Consider the following 21,949-nt stretch of genomic DNA (forward strand, 5'->3'; position numbering starts at 1 on the left):
TTAGTGTTTTACCGTTCTTCCGAGCGCTTCCGGATGACCTGGTAATTTTCAAACCCTTTACGTACGGCCTTGACCTCCCAGAAGAAATTATAATTTCCTTTGCCTTTGTGTAATTCCTGTACCCAAAATCCCTCCGTCGTTATTTCAGTAACGGCTAATCCTCTCGAATCGGCTGACCGTGGCGTTAGCTGGATGGTCATATCTTCCTCCGATTTGATCAGTTTGAAATATTTGTTGAAGGGGATGAACACTTTCCCTTTTTTTAACTGTGCGCTGCCGCGATCGTATGCGGCGGCTTCCGGACCTTCAAGGCTGGCGTATACGATGTCTTCCGAAGGATCTTCCGGATTAGGCGTGCGGAAGTTTTTCACATCGGCGAAGACGACTCCCTGGCCATCATCATTGACAAACAATCCTGCCTGGCTTTGTCCCTGTTCATCGTAGACTGTTATAGCCCCATGGTTTCCATTGGTCTGGGTAGAGGTGATGGCACCATTGAGCATACCGTTGGGTCCCCGCGTTTCGAACCATCCCGCTCCAGCAGGATTGATGGACATCCGGGCAACGTTCACGCTGCTGGTGTTGCGCAGGTTGAGATAGGGACTCCCATTTAATATGTCGGCTTCCAGGTAGGCGGAAAGGCCGGTACCCGGATAAAGTGCCAACTTACCCTGACTCTGGTTAAGACCCAGTTCAACGGCAGTCCAGTCGCCGCTATTGACGAAATTCAGTTTGGTATTGGTTAACTGCATGCTAAAATTATTGGCCCTGGCCGGATCGACGTATTGTAGCCGATCATCCTGCAGCGCCATTCCGGTACCCAGGGGATTGCTGAAGGCAAACTTACTGGGCGTTATTTTGATTTGGCCATTCACATCACTGCCCACTGTAATGGCCTCCGAGTAGGTATTGCCGGCATAGATGGAAGACGTATTGATGGTATTCGTGGTGACCGGAAAATTGGTTGATATTTCCGTGATAACGGGAGGATTTCCCGCTGCCAGAGTAGGAGTCCACAGATCAAGGTAGGGAAGTTCCACCGTGGTTGTATTGGTAAGGGCCAGCTGATATAAATCCAGATTGGAAGGGCCGGCTCCTTCGAGTACATTGAGGGTAAGGTCCTGCAATTCATTGGATGGATCGTTGTCCAGGTTCGCGGCGCTGGTCAATTTGGAACCATCCGTGAAGATAAGCCCGTTGGTGGTAGCGCCGTTGAATTTCACATTTCCGTTAACCTCCAGCATTTCGCTCGGATTGGTGGTGCCAATACCGGTATTGCGGAGAAAAGTCCTGCCACTTTGTGCATAAAAGGCATAACCTTTAGCACCAGGTGCATCTGCATAATACCCGTAGCGGGTTCCATTGCCTGAATTCGGCAGGATCGCCTGATAACCAAATCCATTTGCTTCAGATGAATCCTGTAAGTCTACCTGGCTGACAAAACCCTGTAAGATGCCATGCGTTGCCAGGCTTCCGGTAAGCAGGGATTTATATCCAATGGCCAGGCCGGGGCCACTTTGTATCAACGTATTAGTGATCCCAGTGGTCCGGGTGGTATCTGAAAGAGACCGGTTGGTATTGATCGCAAGCCCGACGGATTTCGTTGAATTCCACATATTGATAAGATTACCTTCCGGAAATTCGCTCCTCCCGATGGCCATGGCCTGGAAAGGATAATAATACCCGATCGTCGATTTACGCCAGGGTGAGACCGGGAAAAGTAGACTTCCTGATCCGGGGGTAAGGCTTAATCGCTGGGTGGTGGTATCGTATACAAGTGTTTGAATTTCATTCATGGGATCCGGGTCGGCATCAATGGAGTCCCCAAATGGCAGGGTGATACTGTTTCCATTGCTGATGGACAAAGTTGATCCGTTCAGTGACAGGTCCTGCAACTCATTCGCCGGATCAGAGTCTTCGTCCGCTCCATATCCGGCACGATCTGCGTAATTGGCAAAAGGAACACTAAGCAATTGACTCGTACCCATCGTTATGAAGTCGGTTCCACCAGCAGGATCCATTTCAACCCGAATAAAATAAGGCCCATCGGACCAGTCAATGGCATCAAATGTCCCCTCATCCGCTGTCCCCTGCCCAATCTGTAAAGTGAACAGGCCCAAATCGTTAGAGGTAACCTGGTGGGTTTCCCGGTAAGCAAGCGTGCCGGTAAGAGACGATTTTATAATGCTGATTCGAAGCGAAATATCCATATTCCGGATGGGGGTATTGTCCGCATTGCGCGCTACAGCCTGATAGCTGAAACCCATGGGCGTCTGACCCATGGCAAGAGTAGTGAACCACAACGTGGCGGCAAAAATGCAAATCGTTTTCATCAGTCTGTGTTATCTGCTTTTTATGAATTTTAGACTTCCGAGCAGGTGATCATCCTTCCATACCTGGATAAGATACAGTCCGCTGCTCCATGATGTAAGGTCAACTTCACGCTGTCCTGGTGCGGGGGCAAGCACATGAAGCACCTGACCATTCACCGACGTTACCCGGTACGCGAAGGAACCATCGCCTGAGGGTACCAGGAAAGCCCTTTCTTCGGCCGGATTGGGGAATAGATAAATTGTAATTGCCTGGTTATCCCAATTGAATCGTGCGCTTGTCGTTTCGAGGTCCGGTTGCTGAAATCCCTGAGTCAGTTGCAGATTACCATTGGTTAAAGGAGCCGTCATGGTTTCTCCCAGCGTCCAGGAGAATGAATATCCACCTTCTGCCTGATCATAACCACCGGAAGAAGCCAGTACACTGGGTGCCAGGGACTGTCCCGCCAGCGTGCTGAGATGCACAACGGTAACGGTGAGAAGTATCCATTTCAACGTATTAATTTCCATATTCAGACTATTCATGATACGGCTCGGCGAAGCTACGATTTTTAAATATAATGGTTTTATGTAATTTATACTATACACTTAACGAATGAGGGAGAGAGAAAGTCTGCTGTGAAATCGAGAAATTGACTTATTTTGATTACGGGTTTGAAGCACTGATCTTTACCCTTGAACCGGCAACCTTATGACATACCTGACCCCATCTTTTTACATCATCGGTGAGCGAAAATGTGGAACCTCCTCATTATTCCGCTATCTGGTGGACCATCCGCAAATCATGCCGGGGAAGCGTAAAGAACCGAACTTCTTCATCCATACGCCTGAATACATTTCCAGTCATTGGGAAGAATATCTTGCCAATTTTCCAGCGGTGTCGGATCGATCTCCTTCCACGCTGACCTGGCCGGAGCTCAACAAAAATGGGGTCTTGTACGAAGAAGATGTCACTTATGACTGGCCGGTATCCGGACTGGTTATAACCGGTGAAGCCAGTGCCAATACTTATTTCGATGTCTCACCACGATTGCTGCAGGAATATTTACCGGAAATCAAGTTGATCTTAATGATGCGGGACCCGGTAGAACGAACCTTTTCTCATTATCGTATGCTCCGGCGCTTTATGGAAGAGGGCAGGGACATCGGGTGGATGCTGGACGCATTGGAGATGGAAATAGAACGTGAAATTGAGGCAATGCAATACGGGCGTTACGGACAACTGGTGAGCCCTTCGTGTTATATTCTAAAATTGCCCGGCTGGATCGAAACATTTGGCTGGGATCGGATACGGATACTGGATATTAAAAACATTGGCGAGCATCATATGCGGATGCAAACGATGCAATCACTCTATCGATGGCTGGGGGTCGATTCGTACCTGTCTGAATCGGAAATTCGCTATAATGAGGCGCCACCGGAGAAAATTCCTGAAAGGATCCGGGAAAGGCTAGACTCTTTCTTTGAACCGTACAACGAAGCATTATTTGATTATTTAGGATATCGTTTACCATGGGGATCGAATTGAAACAAGAAATCGGCATGCTGCGCTCACGCATGATTTACAATAATCCGGTGAAAAGGATGCGCCTCCATCGATTTTACCACCAATGGATACATCCGGGCAACCTGTGTTTCGATATCGGGGCACACATCGGGGCCCAAAGTGCTACGTGGCTGAACCTGGGAGCCCGCGTGGTTGCCCTGGAGCCTAATCCACGCTTGTTCAGGTATTTGCAACGGCGATTCAGGAATAAGACGCAAATTGCCATGCACAATGATGCCATCGGAGAACAGCCCGGCCAGCTCGCGTTATACATTAGTTCCATAGCGCCGACGGTCAGTACCATGTCGGATGTTAACTGGCGCACGACCATCCATGACCGTTCCTCGTTTGATGTACAATGGGACCGGGAGTACCTGGTGAATGTGGTGACCTTGCAACAGTTGATCGATCAATACGGTATCCCTGATTTCATCAAGCTGGACGTGGAAGATTATGAATTCCAAGCATTGGCGGGACTGCATACGAAGGTGCCATTCCTGTCTTTTGAATACTTCAGCTACCAGAAAGAACAATCCACCCGGTGCATTCAGCGTCTGGAGACACTGGGAAGTTATGTATACAATGTTTCATTTCGTGAATACTTTACGCTGAACTATGACAGGTGGATGTCTGCTGAGGAGATCCTGCGCTGGGTCGCCGACCGTGATCCGGACGCGCACTCAGGAGATATCTATGCTCGTCTGACTGTGAAATGAACCCGGTCAAGAACCCTCAATGGTCCTTTTTGTTTTTATTGTATTAATTTTGGGACTTCAATAGCGAAAAATGAGTTTAAAGGCGCAGGCTGCCAGCATCATTCCGATGGAGCAAGGGGTTTTTAAGATGATCGCATATTCCGATGACCCGGAAGATATGAGTCCCCATTTTGCTATTGTGAGTGAACATTTTGACCCTTTTCAACCTGTGCTGGTTCGTGTTCATTCTGAATGCATCACCGGAGATCTTTTTGGCTCACATCGTTGTGACTGTGGGGAACAACTGGAAAAATCACTGGAGCTTATCAGCAAGGATGGAGGCGTATTGATCTATTTGCGACAGGAAGGCCGGGGTATAGGCATTATCAATAAACTTAAAGCGTATAATCTTCAGGACCAGGGAGTTAATACAGTAGACGCCAATACTCACCTGGGCTTTGAAGCCGACGAAAGGACGTATGAAACGGCGATTGAAATCCTGCAGGACCTGGGAATCAAGAAGATAAGGCTGCTGACCAACAATCCATCCAAATTGACAGCCTTTGAACATTCGGATGTAGAGGTCATTGAACGCATTCCACTCGAAATCACCCCGCGTAAGGAAAACCGTTACTACCTGGAGACCAAGAAGAGTCTGATGGGCCACATATTGAAGCTGAGTTAAGCTTATTAAAAGGGAGGCAATCCAAGCCCCAACAACATCCACTTATTCCTAAATGACAAGTTGTAGGGCAGTTAAACTCAGAACTGCCATTTCATCCAGGTTGCGGAATTGTGAAAATTGGCGATTGCGCTACCCGGGGTTACCAGTTTATCACAGGCTTCCCGCAATGGTTCTGGAAGGCTCATTTCCATAACGGGAATCATATGATGCAGTTGTTCGATGGACCTTGGACCGATTAGCGGTGCTGTTATGCCGGGCTGATCCTTCACCCAGCAGACGGCCAGCTGGGCAGGGTCCCATCCTTTGGCTTTGGCCAGGACAACAAAACTCAGGCTGGCTTCAATGGCTTTTTCCGTGACCCGATCGGCGTAAATGCTGCCCCGCATTACGGCCCGTGAATCTGCCGGTCTCTTTTTCGGCTGTGGATAGCGGCCTGCCAGCATGCCCATGGCTAAAGGTGACCAGGTTATCAAAGCAATCTGGTGGGCCCGTGCCATTGGTATCAATTCATTTTCAATACGCCGGTCCAGGAGGTTATAGGGTGATTGCTCCGAACAGAAGCGCACCCAGTGATTTCTTTCTGAAATGGCCAGAGATTCCATGATCTTCCAAGCCGGGTGGGTTGAAGTACCTATGTAGCGGACCTTCCCATCACGAACCAGCGTGTCCAGCGCAGACAATGTCTCCTCCGGATGTGTCAGGTCGTCCGGGCGGTGTAACTGATAGAGGTCAATGTAGTCGGTTTGTAGTCGCCTGAGAGAGTCTTCGCATGCCTCGATCAGATGTCTCCGGTTGTTGCCCTGGTCATTCACATGTTGCCCAACGGGGTAATACGCTTTGGTTGCCAGAATGACTTGCTGCCGGCGATGGTGCTGCTTGAGGGTGTGCCCGATGATCTTTTCGCTTTCACCCTGTCCGTAACTGTTGCTGGTATCCACCAGGTTGATCCCGCCATCCAAAGCCTCCAGGAGCAACTGAGCCGACTCTGCCGGTGATGTTGGATTGGCGAAGTTGTCGGTACCCAATCCCAGGGGGCTTACCCGTATCCCTGTCCTGCCTAATAAACGGTATTCCATAGGTCCGGTCGTTTATAATTTCATGCTATTAAGTAGTATTTTTAAAGTAACTGGTTACAAATTTCGCGATAATTTTTTCAAATGGAGAGACCACGGATTTCAATTCCACCGGACATGAATGATTATGTGCTGGAATTCATCTCCATAGCATTTCTTCTGACGGCGTGTATCCTGACGATTCATTTCTGGCCTCAACTGCCGGAAAGGATCCCGGTTCATTTAAACGCCGCCGGAAAAGTCGATCGCTGGGGAAGCCGGAATACCATCTGGATATTCCCCGCCATCGCTGGGGTGATCTATGGAGGGCTTTCCATAATTCAGCGCTATCCGCACACGTTCAATTACCTCAAACCGATCACCAGGGATAATGCATACAATGCCTATCGATTGGCCATTCAGCTGATGCGTTTTCTGAAGATGTCCTGTCTTTTGCTGTTTCTTATTGTTCAGTGGTCTATCATCCAGCTGGCGATACAGGCGGAATCTTCAGCCAATATGCTTCTGCTGGGGCTTGGGTTACTGGTTTTGTTTGGTGGCATTGGGTGGTACCTGTGGAAGTCGTAACGCAGCTAAATAAAACAGGCCACCTTAATTAAGATGGCCTGTCACGATATCCTTTTGCTGTTAATCAGGCTTTGACCGGATTAACAATCTCGGCCTGATACTCACCGGCACGTAATTTCTTCGACACGGCCTCAAATGCATCCAGTGTGATCTGAATGTCTTCGTCGGTGTGTGATGCGGTCGGTATAAGTCTTAAAATGATCATTCCTTTGGGAATCACCGGGTAGACCACAATAGAACAGAATACGTGATAATTTTCTCTCAGGTCGTAAACGAGTTGAGTTGCTTCCTCCGGCTTGCCTTGCAGATAGACCGGGGTCACACAGGAGTTGGTGTCTCCGATATTGAAGCCTCTGGATTTAAGTCCATCCTGCAATTTGCGTACGTTATGCCAGAGTTTGTCACGTAGTTCCGGTTTGGTTTTGAGCAGTTCCAGCCGTTTCATGGCTCCGATGACCAGAGGCATGGGCAGTGACTTGGCAAATATCTGTGAGCGTATGTTGTATTTCAGGTATTCGATGATATTGGGTGTGCCGGCAAAAAAGGCACCGATGCTGGCCATTGATTTCGCAAATGTGGAAAAATAGACATCAATGGAGTCCTGTACATTTTGTTCTTCTCCGGTCCCGGCTCCGGTTCTGCCGAGCATCCCGAATCCATGGGCATCGTCGACAAACAGACGGAAATCGTATTTCTCTTTCAAGGCTACGATCTCCCGGAGCTTACCCTGGTCTCCCCGCATGCCAAAGACCCCTTCTGAAATAACCAGGATACCACCACCGGTCTGTTCGGTGATCCTTACAGCACGCTGTAAATGTTTCTCCAGGCTGGCAATGTCGTTATGGTCAAAGGCAAACCGTTTACCCATGTGCAAGCGGACACCATCGACGATGCAGGCATGGCTTTCAGCATCGTAGACGATGACGTCGTGCCGGCTGACCAGCGCATCGATCGCTGAAAAGACGCCCTGGTAACCAAAATTAACCAGGAGAGCTGCTTCTTTGCCAACAAAGGCTGCCAGTTGACGTTCCAGTTCATCGTGGTATTCGGTGGCTCCGGACATCAGCCGGGCGCCCATCGGATAAGCCAACCCCCAGTCTTTGGCCGCCTGAGCATCCGCCTCACGTACTTCCGGATGATTGGCCAATCCGAGATAGTTGTTAATACTCCAGCAGATAACTTCCTTACCGAGGAAGTACATGCGGTTACCTAATTCACCGGTGAGCTTGGGGAAGATGTAATATCCTTCAGCATCAGCCGCATATTGACCCAGCGGGCCTCTTTTTTGTTCGATACGATCGAAAATGTCCATAAGAAGAAATATTTATCGTCAATGACGAATGATGATTTTGCAAATGCAAATATCGGAACCTATTTACGATTTCCGTTATCGCGTAAGTATATTTTCATATTGGCCTGGGGCTGTCCGGTATCTTGAGCCTGGATCAGGAATAAAAGTCAATGACTTTCCGCCACTGTTCTTTCAGATAGATAACCCGTGATCGATTGAGGTTACGGAACGAGGTGTGGAAAAAGCCGACGTGTTGCATCCAGGCATTGTTGTAGATCTTACTCATATACCGGCTGCCGTGGTCTGCGAGCAGAACGACTACAACATCATCCTCACTGATCGAACTTTTGATCTTTTTTAAAGCTGCAAGCGCTGCTCCTGAGGAGTATCCGGCCAGGATTCCTTCTTTCTTGGCCAACCGTCGGGCCAGAAGTGCGCTTTCACGGTCAGTAACTTTCACGATTTCATCGATCATTTTGAAGTCGGTAGCTGAAGGGATGAAGTTTTTACCTACCGCTTCCAGCAAGTAAGGGTGGATATCCTCCTGGTTGTAAGTCCCCGTCTCATGATACTGCTGCAGGATGGATCCGTAAGCATCAACGCCGATGACTTTGACCTGCGGATTCTGTTCCTTCAAATATTTGGCAGTACCGGTGATGGTGCCACCGGTTCCCATACTGGCGATCAGATGGGTTACTTTACCCTCGGTCTGTTTCCAGACTTCTTTGCCGGTGGTGTGGTAATGCGCTTCGGTATTGTTGGCGTTGAAATATTGATTGATGTAGATCGAATTCGGGGTGGCGGCGGCAATGGATGCGGCCTGGGAGTAATGTGATTCCGGATCATCGTAAGGCAAGCTCAGGGTCACTTTTACCTTGGCGCCCATGGCCTCCATCAACTGGATTTTTTCCTTGGAGATCTTGTTCGGAACACAAAGGATGCAATTGTATCCCTTCACGGCGGCGACCATAGCCATACTAAACCCGGTATTACCGGAGGTGGCTTCAACGATGGTTCCTCCGGGTTTCAGCAGGCCTTCGTTTTCAGCTTTTTCAATGATAAACTTCGCTATTCGGTCTTTTGCGGAATGGCCCGGGTTCATCCCCTCCACTTTTCCAAGTACCAGGCCAGGTACATTCGCAGGTATACTTCTCAGTTGGATAAGAGGGGTATCACCGATAGCATCCAGGATGGTTTTGTGGTAAAACATATTCGAATGATTTACATATTGGCTCGGTAAAGTTACCGAATTCCCAACAATTTAATGCATTCAAACGGTTCCGGCAAGCGGGTTACCAGGATGTTACGTAACATAAAAAAAGCGGTACATGGGAATCACGTACCGCTTTTTTATCGGTGCAGGATCGTTATTGCACCTTAGTTTTTTTACTGCTGGAGGTTCTCATTCCAGGCTTTATCTCGATGGATTGCGATGCTTTCAAGGATTGAGGTGCAGCCGAAGCTTCCGTCTTACCTGCGCAACAACCAAGGGGGCAGGGTTTTTCAGCACATGGTTTGTCACACGGTTTATCACAAGATTTTGTTGCCATGGCAGTTTCAGATGTGGAAGCTTCCATGGCGGCAGGAGCAACATTAATGAATTGTTGCTTTTCTGCATCAAACTGGAGATCTACATAAGATACCGCACCGGACATCGGGCATACTTGTTTGCGGACAAACTGGGTCTGTCCATTGGCTTCATCTTTACGGACCTCAATGGTCTCATCCAGAGAAGCAAGGTGTACTGCCGACTTCAGATCTGTGTCTGATAATGAGGTTTGAACGGCTTTTGCCTGGCAGCAGGCTTTCTTCTGGGCACAGTTGGATTGTGCATTAAGGGCAAATGCCGCAAATCCTAGAAATAACAAAACCAAGGTTCTTTTCATGGTAACTCCTTTTATTTTACGGTAAAATAATGCAAAAACCAGCAAGGTCATCATATCGGTAGGCGTTTAACAGACTTTTAAAACAAGAATTGTGCCTGTTAACATATTTAATGGGTGTCCTGTTCAGGTGTTGATGTGATAAAAGACCAGGTTTCTCAGGTGGTACATTACGGATTGCATCGCTCGTCCCTCGCTCGGCATAACCAATTATATGCCTTTCATCGTTAGGCTGATGCGTTTCCGGGCATGGTCGATGTCCAGGATTTTAACGGTGACCTGCTGCTGCAGGGACACAACCTCTTCGGGATGCTTGATGTAGCGGTCTGCCATCTGACTCAGGTGGACGAGACCACTTTCTTTGATGCCCAGGTCAATGAAGGCTCCGAACTGGGTGATGTTGTTGACAACTCCGGGCAGGACCATGCCGGGCTGAAGGTCATCGATGCTCCGGATATGGGCAGCGAATTCCGGTGGTGCGGCTTCACCCCGGGGATCAAGACCCGGTTTTTCCAGTTCGTGGATGATATCTTTTAACGTTGGAAGCCCGACTTCCGAAGTGGCATAGCGATCCAGCGCCACGGATTTCAATTTGCCTGCGTCATGCAACAAACCATTCAGATCGGTATGCTGGTCGGAAGCCATCCTGCGTACCAGCTCATAGCGTTCCGGATGGACGCCGGTATTGTCAAGAGGGTTGGCGGCATCCCGGATCCGGAGGAATCCGGCACATTGCTCGTAAGCTTTCGGTCCCAGTTTCGCAACTTTCAGTAAGGTAGCCTTATCCCGGAAAGCACCGTGGTCCAGACGGTATTGTACGATATTTTCCGCGATGACCGATCCCAGTCCGGATACATAAGTGAGCAATTGCCGGCTGGCCGTATTGAGGTTGATACCGACCTGGTTGACGCAGTATTCCACTTCACGATCCAGCTTGTCTTTCAGCGCTTTCTGATTTACATCGTGCTGGTATTGACCTACACCGATTGATTTGGGGTCTATTTTGATCAGCTCGGCCAGCGGATCTTTGAGTCGCCGCCCGATGCTGATGGCGCCCCGGACGGTCAGGTCAAGGTCCGGGAACTCTTCACGAGCCACTTCGGAGGCGGAATAAATGGAAGCGCCGCTTTCCGATACCAGGTAAATGCGTTCTCTCCACGATGGGTCGAGGCTTTGATGCAGCCAATCCAGGGTTTCCCGGCCGGCCGTGCCGTTCCCGATTGCGATGGCTTCTATGGCATAGCGGTCGATCCAGTGTCTTACGGCCTGAAATGCTTCGCTGGGATTGGACTGAGGCGGATGCGGGTAGATGGTGCCATGATGAAGGAAGGTCCCGTCCCGGTCGAGTAGGGCCACTTTACAGCCGGTCCGGAATCCCGGGTCGATGGCCAGGACGCGTCGTTCTCCTAAAGGAGCGGCAAGCAGCAAAGCACGCAAGTTCTGAGCGAAGATCTGGATGGCTTCCGTATCGGCTTTTTCTTTGGCTACATTTTTTAGTTCATTTTCCAGGCTGGGCTGGAGCAGACGCTTATAGGCATCTTCCGCGGCTTTCCCGACCTGGGCGGCGCTTTCGCTACGGTTTTTACACACCCGGCGGTTCAGCTGATCCTGGGTCCTTTCTACATCGGGTTCGACATGGATGCGCAGGTAGCCTTCCTGCTCACCGCGCAGGATAGCCAGTAACCGGTGTGAGGGGATGGAGGCGAGCTTTTCAGAAAATTCAAAATAGTCCCGGTATTTCTGAGCGTCTTCTTCTTTACTTTTAACCAGTTTGCTGTGGATAAGGGCATGTCGCTGAAAGGTATCCCGCAGCCATCCCCGGAGGGTGGCGTCTTCGGAAATGCGCTCCGCCAGGATGTCCCGGGCCCCCTGCAAGGCTGCCTCGGCATCCGGTACGTCGCCTTTGATGTAAGGTTTGACCAGGCGATCCAGGTATTCATAGGTCTGTTTCCACAGTGCATCCGCCAGCGGCTCCAGGCCGAGTTCTTTGGCTTTGGTGGCGCGGGTTTTCCGCTTCACTTTAAAGGGCAGGTAGAGGTCTTCCAGGATAGCCGGATCCATCGTCTGCAGGATGGTGCGTTCCAGTTCCGGGGTGAGTTTCTCCTGATTGCGGATGGTATCCAGGATGAAGTCCTGCCGGTGAGTGATCTCATCGTACTGCTTTTTTAGCTCGGCGATGCGGGCGATTTCGGTTTCGTCGAGGCTGCCGGTCATCTCCTTGCGGTAGCGGGCGATGAAGGGGATGGTAGCACCCCCGCTGAGGAGTTCGAGGACTTTATCGATGCGGTGGGTGGGAAGTTGCATTAGAGCGTTGATGTAGGATGTGATGGATGGTCGCATGACTTGATGCTTTCGATGGGGGCACAAGGTAGGAATTGCCTGTTGAATTATGCTGGTGATTCTAACATCTATAATCCCAATTTCACATCAATTGATTATCTTTGCATCCCCAACGGGCCTCGTAGTATAATGGATAGTATACAGGTTTCCGGAACCTGCGGTCTAGGTTCGATCCCTAGCGAGGCTACCATGGAAAATCAGGGCTTTGGTTTGCCAGGGCCCTGTTTTATTTAAGGACGTGACTTACTGAGTATATTTCGTCCAAACCTTACTAAAAAGTTGTACCAATGTATGCACCCAAACATGTTAAGTCCCTTCTGACCGGGATAGGATTCCTGTTTATGACTAATTTTATGCTGGCCCAATCCCCAAGCTCATGTCCGGATATTGACTCCCATGACGGCTTTATGTGTTCAGACAGTACCGGAACCTGTGGTGTACCAGGATCAGGTATATGTAATTACGAAGTGACGTATCGCTCGACATTTACCGGACAGGGAGGTAAGCCGGTTCATATTTTAATTACCGGATCGGACGGAATGATTTACTTTGATTCGTGTACCACGGACTGGTCACCGGGGACAAATGTTCCCATCGGGCCCATTAAATTTCATGCTCCGTGCGGATTGACATTTTCAACCCGCTGGGTTGCATATACGGCCAGCAATGGTTCTTGCCAGGGATCAACCTGTGCTTCCGGATCATGTGACAATGCAGGCAATTGCGTGCCCAACCAGAGTTTACCCGTCGTATTGGTTTCTTTTGATGCCCGTTTTGAAGCAGACAGGGTCGTCCTGACCTGGCAGACGGCACAGGAATTAAACAATGATTATTTTGAATTGGAGCGGTCTGCAGACGGGATACATTTTGATCCCATACGGCGTATCCCCGGACAATCAAATTCCTACAAATCCGAAACCTATCAGTACGAGGACATGCGGTACTTTGAAGGCGATAATTATTATCGCCTGAAGCAGTATGATCTTGACGGGACCAATACCCTGGCTTCGAATGTAATTTTCATCAATGCGGCGCAGCGCAATCAACTACAGGCGAAATACCTGGCCAGCAGAAAGATGCTGATCGTGGAAGGTGGAAATAGTATTCAAACCCGGATTTCCCTGTACAATGCCAGTGGAATTCAATGTTTGACCCAGGAAATGAAAGGATCAACCCTGGAGATAAATCTGGATCAACTGCATCCTGGTATCTATTTTCTTTCAGACGATCAGGGACGGTTAAAGCAAAAGATCTTCGTGCGGTAATAGAATTCCGGGAAATTCGAGTGTTATTCAGATCCTGTTCAATATTCTGATGGTTTGTCAGAATGAAGTACAGCTGTTTTGTGCTATCCAACGGGCATCCCGATAGGGTGGCTGATGTGGTCATCGCATGTTCTCATCCGTTTTCTTTCTTATAGTTTCTTTGTTAAACAGAATACTACACTATCGTCGACAGTTATTATTTCTCCATATTTTAAAGGTATCGAATTTTTCACCAATCCATTTCCGTCAGGTTTGTATCCCCTGTTTATATAAAGAATTTGTGCAGCACCGTAGTCTTTATATACTCCGAATCCAATCCCTGCATATTCTGAAATCTTTTTTATTATTTTTTCTGCTTCACCCATTAAGTCTTGATGTATTCGCTCATGCCTGCTATTTTGACAGGGCGATGCCGGATCTGAAGAGCATGTATTAATATCCTGTGGCGACGCAGGTATTATGAATTATATTCAATAAGTTAAGTTAAACTTATTCGCCTGATGAATCTATAATGACTTTCCCTCGGATATAGGCGACCACAATACCAAAAATGCCAAATTGGATTATATGAAAGGCTGCATTGATCAACCACGCGTCAAGCGGTCGAGTGTCCCTCGTCGCATAGAAGATTAAGAACAGGGGCAAGTACATAAATGTCCCTAGAATAATTCTATACTTAGTTCCTTCCCTGATTTTGTCTTCCTCATCAGATAACTTATCAAACAAATAGGAAAATAGAAATGAAGCGAGGAATAGTCCAAAAAAGATAAAAGGCAACAGTTGATTTTGTTCCGATGCTGGCCGATCCGCTTTTCCTGCCATTTTCTCTTCAAACAGACCATAAAAAGTGAGATCCATCAAGACATACATGATAAATATTACAACCGTGCTAAAAATGAGTTTTTTTGTGTTCAAAAGCTTTCTTTTTTTTGGGTAACGTTTTGGGCGCGTATGCCGTCCCACCAGGTTATCACTTCTCCTAAGTTACGATGTGTTTGTTGATTGTTTCATTTTCATCTTTACTAGTAGCTCTCTTTTAGACGGGATGGTCGTTATCGCGCCGTGTTAGCATCTGTTAAATAAATTCCTCTTTGATTTTTACATTCATATTTTACGATTTATCACCCTTAATTCTATCTAAGAAACTTATAGGACCTCTAGCTTCAATTGTCAATGCTTGATACTCTTGAAGGATTGGATCTTTCCGGATAATTTGTGTGTATTCATCAGTTTGGATTTCAATATCCCCTTCATTAGTTTCAATAATGTATTTTGTTATGCCTTCTTCGTAAACTTTTGATATATTATAAATTTCTATCCTGTTTGGAAATTCCAGTTCTATTTCAAATATGACCTTTGCTGGTTTGTGAAAAATTAATGTTGCTGGACTTATCCAAAATTTGTAAAAGTTATCTTTTTCATTAGGTTCGACCCACTTAAAGATATAGTCAATATCAAATTTAATATCCTCTTCAAATGATATAGCCCAGATTACATTATCGTGCCATCCCATTTCATCGAAATCAAATTGATTCCAGACACGCTTCGATATTTGATAACTGTTTTCCACTCTGTCAGTTTATTCGATATTTGTTGATTCTTCAATAAGCATTTGTTCAATTATCAATCTTAATTCGTAGAATAGTATTATGTCTTCCTTTTTTATTGGTCATTTTTATTCTCATTTCAATTATTTAATCATAGCTCTAATTTTCTCACCAAATTTGGCGAAGTCTTTTTGATCGATATTATATTCTTGCGGCGGAATATCTGATTTTTCGTAAAAAGCTTTGTGTTTGAAGTTGGCTTCAACTCTCAACAAGGCTAAAATATTCTCTTTCAAATCTATTTTTACATATTTGGCATTTCTGACTAATCCGATATGCAATTTGGATTTTGACATTTTTATTAAATCCTTAAAGTAGCTTTTTTCTGGTCTGCCACCAAGAAAAAAAAGCACCGTGCTGGTCGGGCTGGGTCTTCCCAGCACCGGGGAGGATGGTGGAAGCGATGCGATCACCGTTTCTGCCCTGCTGCTATTTTTCTGCCAGCTCCTTCAGCTTTTGCAACGCCCTGGGCCAGGTGGAATTAAAATAATCGAGGTAGTCTCCGTCTACATCGGTTTCTACGGTTACCGTGGTCTGGCCGTCCTGCTCATGGAACGAATAATTTTCCAGCCCGCCGGCCCATTTTTCAACGTCGGGACCTTCTGTAATTTCATTTTCACCGTCCAGGATTCCGTAATGGCGAATGGACACAAACCGGAAAGGGATATTGTCGGCAATTTCCGATACCATTCCGCCCCGGTTACCATTTTCGTCCGTTCCAATGAAGTAGATCTTCGACCCTTTTTCCCAGGTCCCTTCATAGGTTGAGGTGGGGTTAAATACCGCGGTCCATTGATTGTAGGAGTCTATAGCATTGATACCCAGCATCGTCTTGTAGACTTTATCCGCGGAGGCATTGATAACGATTTCGAATTGGATTTTTTTCATATCGCAAAGTGATTGTAAATTTTTTTCTTGTCCCGGCGGACGGGTTCTTGCATACCATCACCTGCCGGACAACTGCAATTCCTGCCGGATCATTTTGGTCAGCTCATTAATGGAAGACCTGATCTGGATCAGGTAATTATCGGCGGTAGACAGGGCTCCAAAAATATCTTTGCATTCTGCGACCAACTCGGCATAGTATTCTTTTAATTTTTCCGGATCAGCATGTCTGACCAGTTGAAATTCGGATGCTGAATTGTATTCTCCGATCTGACCAATCCTGGTCCGGATCAGTGTCCCCAGTTGGTAGTGGTATTTGTGATCGATGATGGCGTCGATGTTCTCATAGCGTTTGTACTGAAAATCGTACAGATTGATCAGCAATGACTTTATTCTTTCTGACTTTAGAATATCCATGCTGTTGTTGGTCGTGATTAATTCATAAACCCCGGTTTTTGGGAAGAAGCTCATCACTGCCCCGCTGAGGGCTCTGACCATCTGATCGATTTCTTCCTGGGATCGGCCAGCCAAATATTGAGGCGAGTCGTTGGAAATTAATGCTTTTTGCGTTTGTAAACTCAGTGTGATTAAATCAATCGTTCGTTGCGCTTCCACGGAATCCTGAATCAGGGAGGTGAGCAGGTTGGTATAGATCTCCGTGGCTTTTTTCTGGTCTTTGCGGTCTTCGTTCCAGTTATTGATTTGGAGGGCAATCAGGATTCCTATCACCACCAGAATGATTTCACCGGTCGCATACTTTAGATACCGGGTTGTCTTGTTTTCAGTCAAAAGGCTTTCCCGGATTTTACGGAAGAACTTCATTTTTGGTTCGTTATCGAATGCCTCAAGATTTGATCCAACTCCTGGATTATCCAATGCTATGTTAGGCTTTAGATTTCCAAGGAGGACAGAAGCTTATGGTAAGGTACTTTTTCTGCGCCAATTATTTGCAGCGGGTGAATCCAGGAATGGATCTAAGACTTATGCACCAGATTCTGATAATCCAGGAAATAAATGCATTTCATGGAGAAGCTGTTGGATAGGGGGTTGGTATACAGGTCCTGCAGATTTCTCCAGTAATTCACCTCCGGCACATCACCGCTTTCGTAGACCGATTGTTTCCAGACCAGGAATATATCGCTACCCGGGGCAAAACGCCAGCGGTAGACCATGTCGATGGTAAATGCATTGTAATTCGCATCCTGGCTGGCCGAATAAGCTGTAGTACTCAGATGGCCGTCGGATAAAAGTTTGCTGAAGCGGTCATAGGCTACCTTCGACCAGTAATGCCGTAGCCGGAAGGAGAGGGTGGTGGTATTGGAAAATGCAAAATTGGAGCGGAACAGATTTTCTATGGTGGTCCGGTCACGGCGGCCAAATATGGTTCCTGCGGCCGCGGTGGCATCCACATAGCCGATGTCGTTTTGGGCAACACTGGCCGTGGTGTTCCAGTAGATGGACCACTGGTTGTTGATGCGGAAGCGGGGGCCGATACCCAGGTGGCTGAATTGGCGTCCGCTCTCTTCAAACCAGCGCCAGCCTCCATTAAGGTCAAACGCCAGCCGTTTGTTGTAATTGGTAGAGAGGAAACTGCTCAAATACACATTGCGCGGGTACCGGTAGGCCAAAGAATAGTCATCGGTGCGGGGTTCGAAATAATCAAAAGTCTCTACCGGCTCCCAGTTGATATTCAGTCCCGTACCCCAGAAGTTTTTCGTCCGCGCAAAGGCACGTAAATAAACCCCAAAATCGGTAAACTCGTCGGGCTCATTCAGGCGCCGGTAATTGGTGCTGACCCGTACATCGGCCCGGTTAAAAGCCCAGAAGGGTTCGAACTCTGAATACGAAACGCGGGCAGACCAGGACTTTTCATTCGGGCTATGAATGTAACCCATATCATTGATGTCGTAATTGGGTGCTTCTTCGTTATAGCCGGCGCCCCATTGCCATTGTCCGCTGATTTTCTCCGCATTGATGGAATAGGAATAACCCAGGTCGGTGGAGTCGGTAAAGTATTTTTGGTTGACGATCGCCCGTCCTCCGATGCCGTAGGTCCTTTTTCTGGTATTGAACTGGAAAGCAGTCCCGGTCACATTCGCTTCGTAATCCTGGCCATTGCGCCATACATTGGTATTGGTCAGATTGATGAAGGAGTTGTAAGGCAGTTGCTGGTCGACGGTAAGGATCGAATAGTTGGTCAGTGGGTTGGTCTGCACAGCGACTTCATGGCCTTCTGCCGTTTGGATCCGCGCTTCGGTTCCACCTACCACCGCATTAAATACGCCGATGCCGGTACCCTTAGTCGTACGGCCCGAGACCTTGGTCGCGTTGATCAGCGGTGTCTCCAGGGGATTGCTGATAATGACCTCCCCATCTTTAAGATTTCCTTCCACATCGCCGTAATGGAGCGGTGTCCCGCCGATACGCCGGGAATAGAAGAGGTTCATTTTATTAAACAACTCGGTGCCTTCAATAAAGAACTGACGGTTTTCATCAAAACGGACTTCAAAAGGAGACAGGTTAAGGACCTGGTTGTCCGATTGAACCTGGCTGAAATCCGGTATCAGGGTCATATCCAGGGTGAATGCTTCGGAAATACCCATTTTTACATCCATGCCACCGCTGATGTTTTTACCCCACGATGAAGACGGAGTTGCGGTCTTGTCGTGGTAATTTTCAGCATAAGCTGCCACGAATGGATAAGCGCTCAGCCGCATGGGAGGCTTGATGTCCACGATGCCTTCCAGTACTCCGGATTGAATCAGGAATTGATCAAATGCCGGATTGATGGGGTTCCAGTAAGACTGTTCGCGCACACGGCGAATCTCCCTCATAAAGTTGATGTGCCAGTTTTGTTCTTTTTGGCTTGGAAACCGCAGGGCGGAATAGGGAATACGGATCTCAGCGATCCAGCCTTCTTCGGTGATGGCAGCCTTGCTTTCCCAAACGGCGTCCCAGTTGCGATCCCGGTGGCCATTGTCTTCAATCAGGGCATCGTACTGAATGCCGGCGGGTGTCAATCCGAACGCATAGCCATTCAGTCCACTCCGGTAAGTGTCGATGATGACGTTGAACCAGTCGGAATTACCCACATGATCGCGTTCTGAAAGTTCCTGATAGATGCTATCCGGCACCGGGTCGAACATTTTGGCACCGATGTATATGGCTACATCGTCGTACAGGATTTTGACTTCGGTAGGAAAGGACGGCGCGGCTCCAGGCACCGGTTGGAATTCAACAAATTCCCGGGCAGGAGCTACCTTTAGCCAGGCTGCCTCATCCAGTTTGCCATCCACCTTGATGGATTCATCAATCCGCATGGCTACCATTTCTTTCTGCACAATTTCGTCACTGGAAGGATTACCTCCCCCGGGAACAGTCACGCCGTTAGCTGCAATTGGAGCGGTTGTAAGCAGGGAACAAACTAGAATCAGGCACAGAGATCGAGTCATATAGACTTTTTTCTTAATGTTTAAGGGGTTTAAAGTTAACAGTCATAACCCAGGAAGGTGGAAAATGATCCAATATTTTGAACCAACCTTAAAATTAGGGCAATTGCCACAATACCACCCGGCAACAAAACGCATTAAGATTTTGTTAACAGCTTGTTATTGTAAGGTAACCAAACCAGTCATTTAGACCAACGCAAAAGCAGTAGGGAACCGTTCCTTTTTCTAATTTTGCCCAACCAAACAAAAGCTATGAGCATTATCGACATTAAAGTACCGGCTATTGGCGAATCCATTACAGAAGTTACCCTGGCCAATTGGCTGAAAGCCAATGGTTCTGTCGTGAAAATGGATGAGCCTATCTGTGAATTTGAATCGGACAAAGCGACACTGGAATTGCCTGCCGAAGCATCCGGGAAGCTGGAATGGGTCGCACAGGAAGGTGATGATCTCGAAATAGGAGCTTTGGTCGCCCGCATCGATACCAGCGTAAGCGCTGAATCAAGCCCCAGTCCTGAAACAAAGGCACCCACTGAAGAGAAAATATCTGTAAATGAGCCTGCTCCCGCACCAGTGGCTCAGGACAACTATGCGGCAGGTCATCCATCACCCGCAGCTGCTAAAGTGTTGCGTGAAAAAGGTGTTGAACCTTCGACCGTAACCGGCACCGGGAAAGATGGCAGGATCACCAAAGAGGATGCCGTCAAGGCCAAACCGGAACCGGCTGCCGCTGCGCCGGCTGCGTCAACTCCGGCACCGGTACCAGCACCCGCGTCTGCTGCTTTCACCAGGAATGCGGAACGGAAAAAAATGTCACGCATGCGCCGTACCATTGCCCGCCGATTGGTTGCAGCAAAGAACGAGACGGCCATGCTTACCACATTCAATGAGATTGACATGACCGGAATCCTGGCACTCCGGAAGAAATACCAGGATGACTTCGTTGCCAGATATGGAATCAAACTGGGCTTCATGTCCTTATTTGCCAAAGCTTGTGCCCAGGTGTTGCTGGATATGCCGGAGGTGAATGCCATGATCGATGGCGATGATCTCATCTACCACGATTATGCGGATATCTCCATAGCGATATCCACGCCAAACGGACTTGTCGTGCCACCCGTCCACAATGTGGAATCGCTACAATTGCATGAGATCGAATTCCGAATCAAGGAACTGGCTGATAAAGCCCGTGAAGGCAATCTGAGCCTGGAGGAAATGAAAGGTGGGACCTTCACCATCACCAATGGAGGTATCTTCGGATCACTGATGTCCACACCCATCATCAATGAGCCGCAGTCGGCGATACTGGGTATGCATGCGATCAAGGAGAGGCCCATGGTAGTGGATGGACAGATCGTGGTCCGGCCCATGATGTATGTTGCATTATCCTACGACCACCGCGTCATCGATGGCAGTTCGTCTGTAACCTTCCTGGTGAAAGTAAAGGACCTGCTGGAAGATCCGGTCAAATTGCTGATGAAGATCTAACCATTGGTTTTTTTCCTGATTGTCCGGTCCTCTAAAGCGTCTTGCCGTGTTATTTTCAGGACAAGGAATTCCCGGATTTTTTACATTTATTCAAATTAACAAGTCCAGGCATTCTTAGAAGCTGGTCCATCAAAATGCTGCATGTAACATGACATTACACGATTTTTTTCAGATCTGTTCACATAATCCGGAGGTACCGTTATTCTATTTTATTGCGGTTCCGTTGACCGCCCTTTTGTCCGGGATTTTCTCGCGTGGCGAAGCCCACCTTTCCCCCTGGAAATATCTTTTCTCGGCAACGATCTACCTGGCTTTTGTTCCAGGCTTGTTTGCCCTGACATTAAATCTGTATTTGTTCCTGTTCGAGCGTCAGTCCATCTGGGATGCCAACATCTACCTGCAGCTCCTGCCGGTGTTATCCATGCTGCTGACTTTTTGGATCATCAAACGCTTTGTTTCGCTGGATGCCATCCCGGGATTTGACCGCCTGGGTGGCTTGATCCTGATGATCCTGGTGATCCTGGTCTTACTGTGGATCCTCGACCGTACCCGTATTTGGGTGGTATCCTATCTGCCCTTTACCGGATTCCTGATCTTGTTGGTGGTATTGCTGATAGCCGGGCGTCTGTTGTGGAAGCGGATTTTTAAATAAACGCGATTGGTTGCTGGTCTATCCTTCCTCAAAAAGAATAGGGCATTCTCATGTGCAGGGGGGTGAAACTGCATCACCATGCTACCGTTTTCAGGAATGCAAATACATGGCGCCAGCTTTATGTGGAAGTTTGGGGTTGGTTAACGAAGTTCATTAAATATAATAATTTTAGCTGGATACCGGAAGTGTAAAA

At 47.9% G+C, this 21,949-nt stretch carries 21 protein-coding genes and 1 tRNA gene; 8 read left to right on the plus strand and 14 right to left on the minus strand.

Going from position 1 to position 21,949, the window contains the following annotated elements; genetic code table 11:
- Positions 1-8: 8 nt before the first annotated feature.
- Positions 9-2,333 (minus strand): hypothetical protein, encoded by a 2,325-nt coding sequence (locus H6570_01390; protein ID MCB9317909.1) that lies wholly within the window; start codon positions 2,331-2,333, stop codon positions 9-11.
- A gap of 9 nt (positions 2,334-2,342) precedes the next feature.
- On the minus strand, positions 2,343-2,825 hold the full coding sequence (locus tag H6570_01395; GenBank protein ID MCB9317910.1) for a T9SS type A sorting domain-containing protein: 483 nt from the start codon (positions 2,823-2,825) through the stop codon (positions 2,343-2,345).
- 196 nt (positions 2,826-3,021) lie between these two features.
- On the opposite strand from H6570_01395, the gene H6570_01400 reads away from it, so the two are divergent.
- The 3 genes from H6570_01400 to ribA all read left to right on the plus strand — a co-directional run bounded on the left by H6570_01400 (position 3,022) and on the right by ribA (position 5,256).
- Positions 3,022-3,858 carry a sulfotransferase gene (locus H6570_01400; protein MCB9317911.1) on the plus strand — a complete coding sequence of 279 codons (837 nt, stop codon included), beginning with the start codon at positions 3,022-3,024 and terminating at the stop codon, positions 3,856-3,858.
- The gene (locus H6570_01405) at positions 3,843-4,592 is read left to right on the plus strand and encodes an FkbM family methyltransferase (protein ID MCB9317912.1); all 750 of its coding nucleotides are present in this window, start codon (positions 3,843-3,845) and stop codon (positions 4,590-4,592) included. The genes H6570_01400 and H6570_01405 overlap by 16 nt, the downstream gene beginning before the upstream one ends.
- A 70-nt stretch (positions 4,593-4,662) precedes the next feature.
- On the plus strand, positions 4,663-5,256 hold the full coding sequence (ribA, locus tag H6570_01410) for a GTP cyclohydrolase II (GenBank protein MCB9317913.1): 594 nt from the start codon (positions 4,663-4,665) through the stop codon (positions 5,254-5,256).
- A 77-nt stretch (positions 5,257-5,333) separates the two neighbouring features.
- Here ribA and H6570_01415 read toward each other — a convergent pair whose 3' ends face one another.
- The gene (locus H6570_01415) at positions 5,334-6,332 is read right to left on the minus strand and encodes an aldo/keto reductase (GenBank protein ID MCB9317914.1); all 999 of its coding nucleotides are present in this window, start codon (positions 6,330-6,332) and stop codon (positions 5,334-5,336) included.
- An 81-nt stretch (positions 6,333-6,413) separates the two neighbouring features.
- Between H6570_01415 and H6570_01420 the strand changes: the two genes are divergently transcribed.
- Positions 6,414-6,896: a DUF1648 domain-containing protein gene (locus H6570_01420; protein ID MCB9317915.1), complete on the plus strand. Its 483-nt coding sequence runs from the start codon at positions 6,414-6,416 to the stop codon at positions 6,894-6,896.
- 64 nt (positions 6,897-6,960) lie between these two features.
- Here H6570_01420 and H6570_01425 read toward each other — a convergent pair whose 3' ends face one another.
- The 4 genes from H6570_01425 to H6570_01440 form a co-directional block, all read right to left on the minus strand.
- Positions 6,961-8,208, minus strand: coding sequence for an aminotransferase class I/II-fold pyridoxal phosphate-dependent enzyme (locus tag H6570_01425; protein ID MCB9317916.1), 1,248 nt, complete (start codon positions 8,206-8,208; stop codon positions 6,961-6,963).
- Positions 8,209-8,341: 133 nt separating this feature from the next.
- Positions 8,342-9,397 carry a cysteine synthase family protein gene (locus H6570_01430; GenBank protein ID MCB9317917.1) on the minus strand — a complete coding sequence of 352 codons (1,056 nt, stop codon included), beginning with the start codon at positions 9,395-9,397 and terminating at the stop codon, positions 8,342-8,344.
- 157 nt (positions 9,398-9,554) lie between these two features.
- On the minus strand, positions 9,555-10,073 hold the full coding sequence (locus H6570_01435; protein ID MCB9317918.1) for a hypothetical protein: 519 nt from the start codon (positions 10,071-10,073) through the stop codon (positions 9,555-9,557).
- 207 nt (positions 10,074-10,280) lie between these two features.
- Positions 10,281-12,410, minus strand: coding sequence for an RNA-binding transcriptional accessory protein (locus tag H6570_01440; GenBank protein ID MCB9317919.1), 2,130 nt, complete (start codon positions 12,408-12,410; stop codon positions 10,281-10,283).
- Positions 12,411-12,525: 115 nt separating this feature from the next.
- Here H6570_01440 and H6570_01445 point away from each other — a divergent pair.
- Positions 12,526-12,600, plus strand: a tRNA-Arg gene (locus H6570_01445).
- Positions 12,601-12,697: 97 nt separating this feature from the next.
- Complete coding sequence (locus H6570_01450) at positions 12,698-13,675, plus strand: T9SS type A sorting domain-containing protein (GenBank protein ID MCB9317920.1); 978 nt, start codon at positions 12,698-12,700, stop codon at positions 13,673-13,675.
- Between the two features lie 149 nt (positions 13,676-13,824).
- Here the strand turns inward: H6570_01450 and H6570_01455 are convergent, their stop codons facing one another.
- The 7 genes from H6570_01455 to H6570_01485 all read right to left on the minus strand — a co-directional run bounded on the left by H6570_01455 (position 13,825) and on the right by H6570_01485 (position 19,619).
- Positions 13,825-14,040: a hypothetical protein gene (locus H6570_01455; protein ID MCB9317921.1), complete on the minus strand. Its 216-nt coding sequence runs from the start codon at positions 14,038-14,040 to the stop codon at positions 13,825-13,827.
- A 124-nt stretch (positions 14,041-14,164) separates the two neighbouring features.
- Positions 14,165-14,590 carry a DUF1761 family protein gene (locus H6570_01460; GenBank protein ID MCB9317922.1) on the minus strand — a complete coding sequence of 142 codons (426 nt, stop codon included), beginning with the start codon at positions 14,588-14,590 and terminating at the stop codon, positions 14,165-14,167.
- 196 nt (positions 14,591-14,786) lie between these two features.
- Positions 14,787-15,245 carry a hypothetical protein gene (locus tag H6570_01465; protein MCB9317923.1) on the minus strand — a complete coding sequence of 153 codons (459 nt, stop codon included), beginning with the start codon at positions 15,243-15,245 and terminating at the stop codon, positions 14,787-14,789.
- A gap of 120 nt (positions 15,246-15,365) precedes the next feature.
- Positions 15,366-15,695, minus strand: a complete 330-nt coding sequence (locus H6570_01470) for a hypothetical protein (GenBank protein MCB9317924.1) — start codon at positions 15,693-15,695, stop codon at positions 15,366-15,368.
- 16 nt (positions 15,696-15,711) lie between these two features.
- Positions 15,712-16,170 (minus strand): SRPBCC domain-containing protein, encoded by a 459-nt coding sequence (locus H6570_01475; GenBank protein MCB9317925.1) that lies wholly within the window; start codon positions 16,168-16,170, stop codon positions 15,712-15,714.
- Between the two features lie 57 nt (positions 16,171-16,227).
- Entirely contained in the window at positions 16,228-16,989 is a 762-nt protein-coding gene (locus H6570_01480) for a hypothetical protein (protein ID MCB9317926.1), read from the minus strand.
- A 152-nt stretch (positions 16,990-17,141) separates the two neighbouring features.
- Entirely contained in the window at positions 17,142-19,619 is a 2,478-nt protein-coding gene (locus H6570_01485) for a carbohydrate binding family 9 domain-containing protein (protein ID MCB9317927.1), read from the minus strand.
- A 249-nt stretch (positions 19,620-19,868) separates the two neighbouring features.
- Between H6570_01485 and odhB the strand changes: the two genes are divergently transcribed.
- Complete coding sequence (gene odhB, locus H6570_01490; protein ID MCB9317928.1) at positions 19,869-21,104, plus strand: 2-oxoglutarate dehydrogenase complex dihydrolipoyllysine-residue succinyltransferase; 1,236 nt, start codon at positions 19,869-19,871, stop codon at positions 21,102-21,104.
- A gap of 148 nt (positions 21,105-21,252) precedes the next feature.
- The gene (locus tag H6570_01495) at positions 21,253-21,756 is read left to right on the plus strand and encodes a hypothetical protein (GenBank protein MCB9317929.1); all 504 of its coding nucleotides are present in this window, start codon (positions 21,253-21,255) and stop codon (positions 21,754-21,756) included.
- The last annotated feature ends 193 nt before the right edge of the window (positions 21,757-21,949 follow it).

The sequence above is a fragment of the Lewinellaceae bacterium genome (assembly GCA_020636135.1).
GTDB lineage: Bacteria > Bacteroidota > Bacteroidia > Chitinophagales > Saprospiraceae > JAGQXC01.

Bases quoted from the DNA above. Each gene is read 5' to 3' on its own strand.
- H6570_01440 (MCB9317919.1), bottom strand. From the start codon at position 12,410: ATGCGACCATCCATCACATCCTACATCAACGCTCTAATGCAACTTCCC.
- H6570_01430 (MCB9317917.1), bottom strand. From the start codon at position 9,397: ATGTTTTACCACAAAACCATCCTGGATGCTATCGGTGATACCCCTCTT.
- H6570_01455 (MCB9317921.1), bottom strand. From the start codon at position 14,040: ATGGGTGAAGCAGAAAAAATAATAAAAAAGATTTCAGAATATGCAGGG.
- H6570_01405 (MCB9317912.1), top strand. From the start codon at position 3,843: ATGGGGATCGAATTGAAACAAGAAATCGGCATGCTGCGCTCACGCATG.
- H6570_01495 (MCB9317929.1), top strand. From the start codon at position 21,253: ATGACATTACACGATTTTTTTCAGATCTGTTCACATAATCCGGAGGTA.
- H6570_01400 (MCB9317911.1), top strand. From the start codon at position 3,022: ATGACATACCTGACCCCATCTTTTTACATCATCGGTGAGCGAAAATGT.
- ribA (MCB9317913.1), top strand. From the start codon at position 4,663: ATGAGTTTAAAGGCGCAGGCTGCCAGCATCATTCCGATGGAGCAAGGG.
- H6570_01475 (MCB9317925.1), bottom strand. From the start codon at position 16,170: ATGAAAAAAATCCAATTCGAAATCGTTATCAATGCCTCCGCGGATAAA.
- H6570_01480 (MCB9317926.1), bottom strand. From the start codon at position 16,989: ATGAAGTTCTTCCGTAAAATCCGGGAAAGCCTTTTGACTGAAAACAAG.
- H6570_01420 (MCB9317915.1), top strand. From the start codon at position 6,414: ATGGAGAGACCACGGATTTCAATTCCACCGGACATGAATGATTATGTG.
- H6570_01450 (MCB9317920.1), top strand. From the start codon at position 12,698: ATGTATGCACCCAAACATGTTAAGTCCCTTCTGACCGGGATAGGATTC.
- H6570_01390 (MCB9317909.1), bottom strand. From the start codon at position 2,333: ATGAAAACGATTTGCATTTTTGCCGCCACGTTGTGGTTCACTACTCTT.
- odhB (MCB9317928.1), top strand. From the start codon at position 19,869: ATGAGCATTATCGACATTAAAGTACCGGCTATTGGCGAATCCATTACA.
- H6570_01425 (MCB9317916.1), bottom strand. From the start codon at position 8,208: ATGGACATTTTCGATCGTATCGAACAAAAAAGAGGCCCGCTGGGTCAA.
- H6570_01435 (MCB9317918.1), bottom strand. From the start codon at position 10,073: ATGAAAAGAACCTTGGTTTTGTTATTTCTAGGATTTGCGGCATTTGCC.
- H6570_01415 (MCB9317914.1), bottom strand. From the start codon at position 6,332: ATGGAATACCGTTTATTAGGCAGGACAGGGATACGGGTAAGCCCCCTG.
- H6570_01485 (MCB9317927.1), bottom strand. From the start codon at position 19,619: ATGACTCGATCTCTGTGCCTGATTCTAGTTTGTTCCCTGCTTACAACC.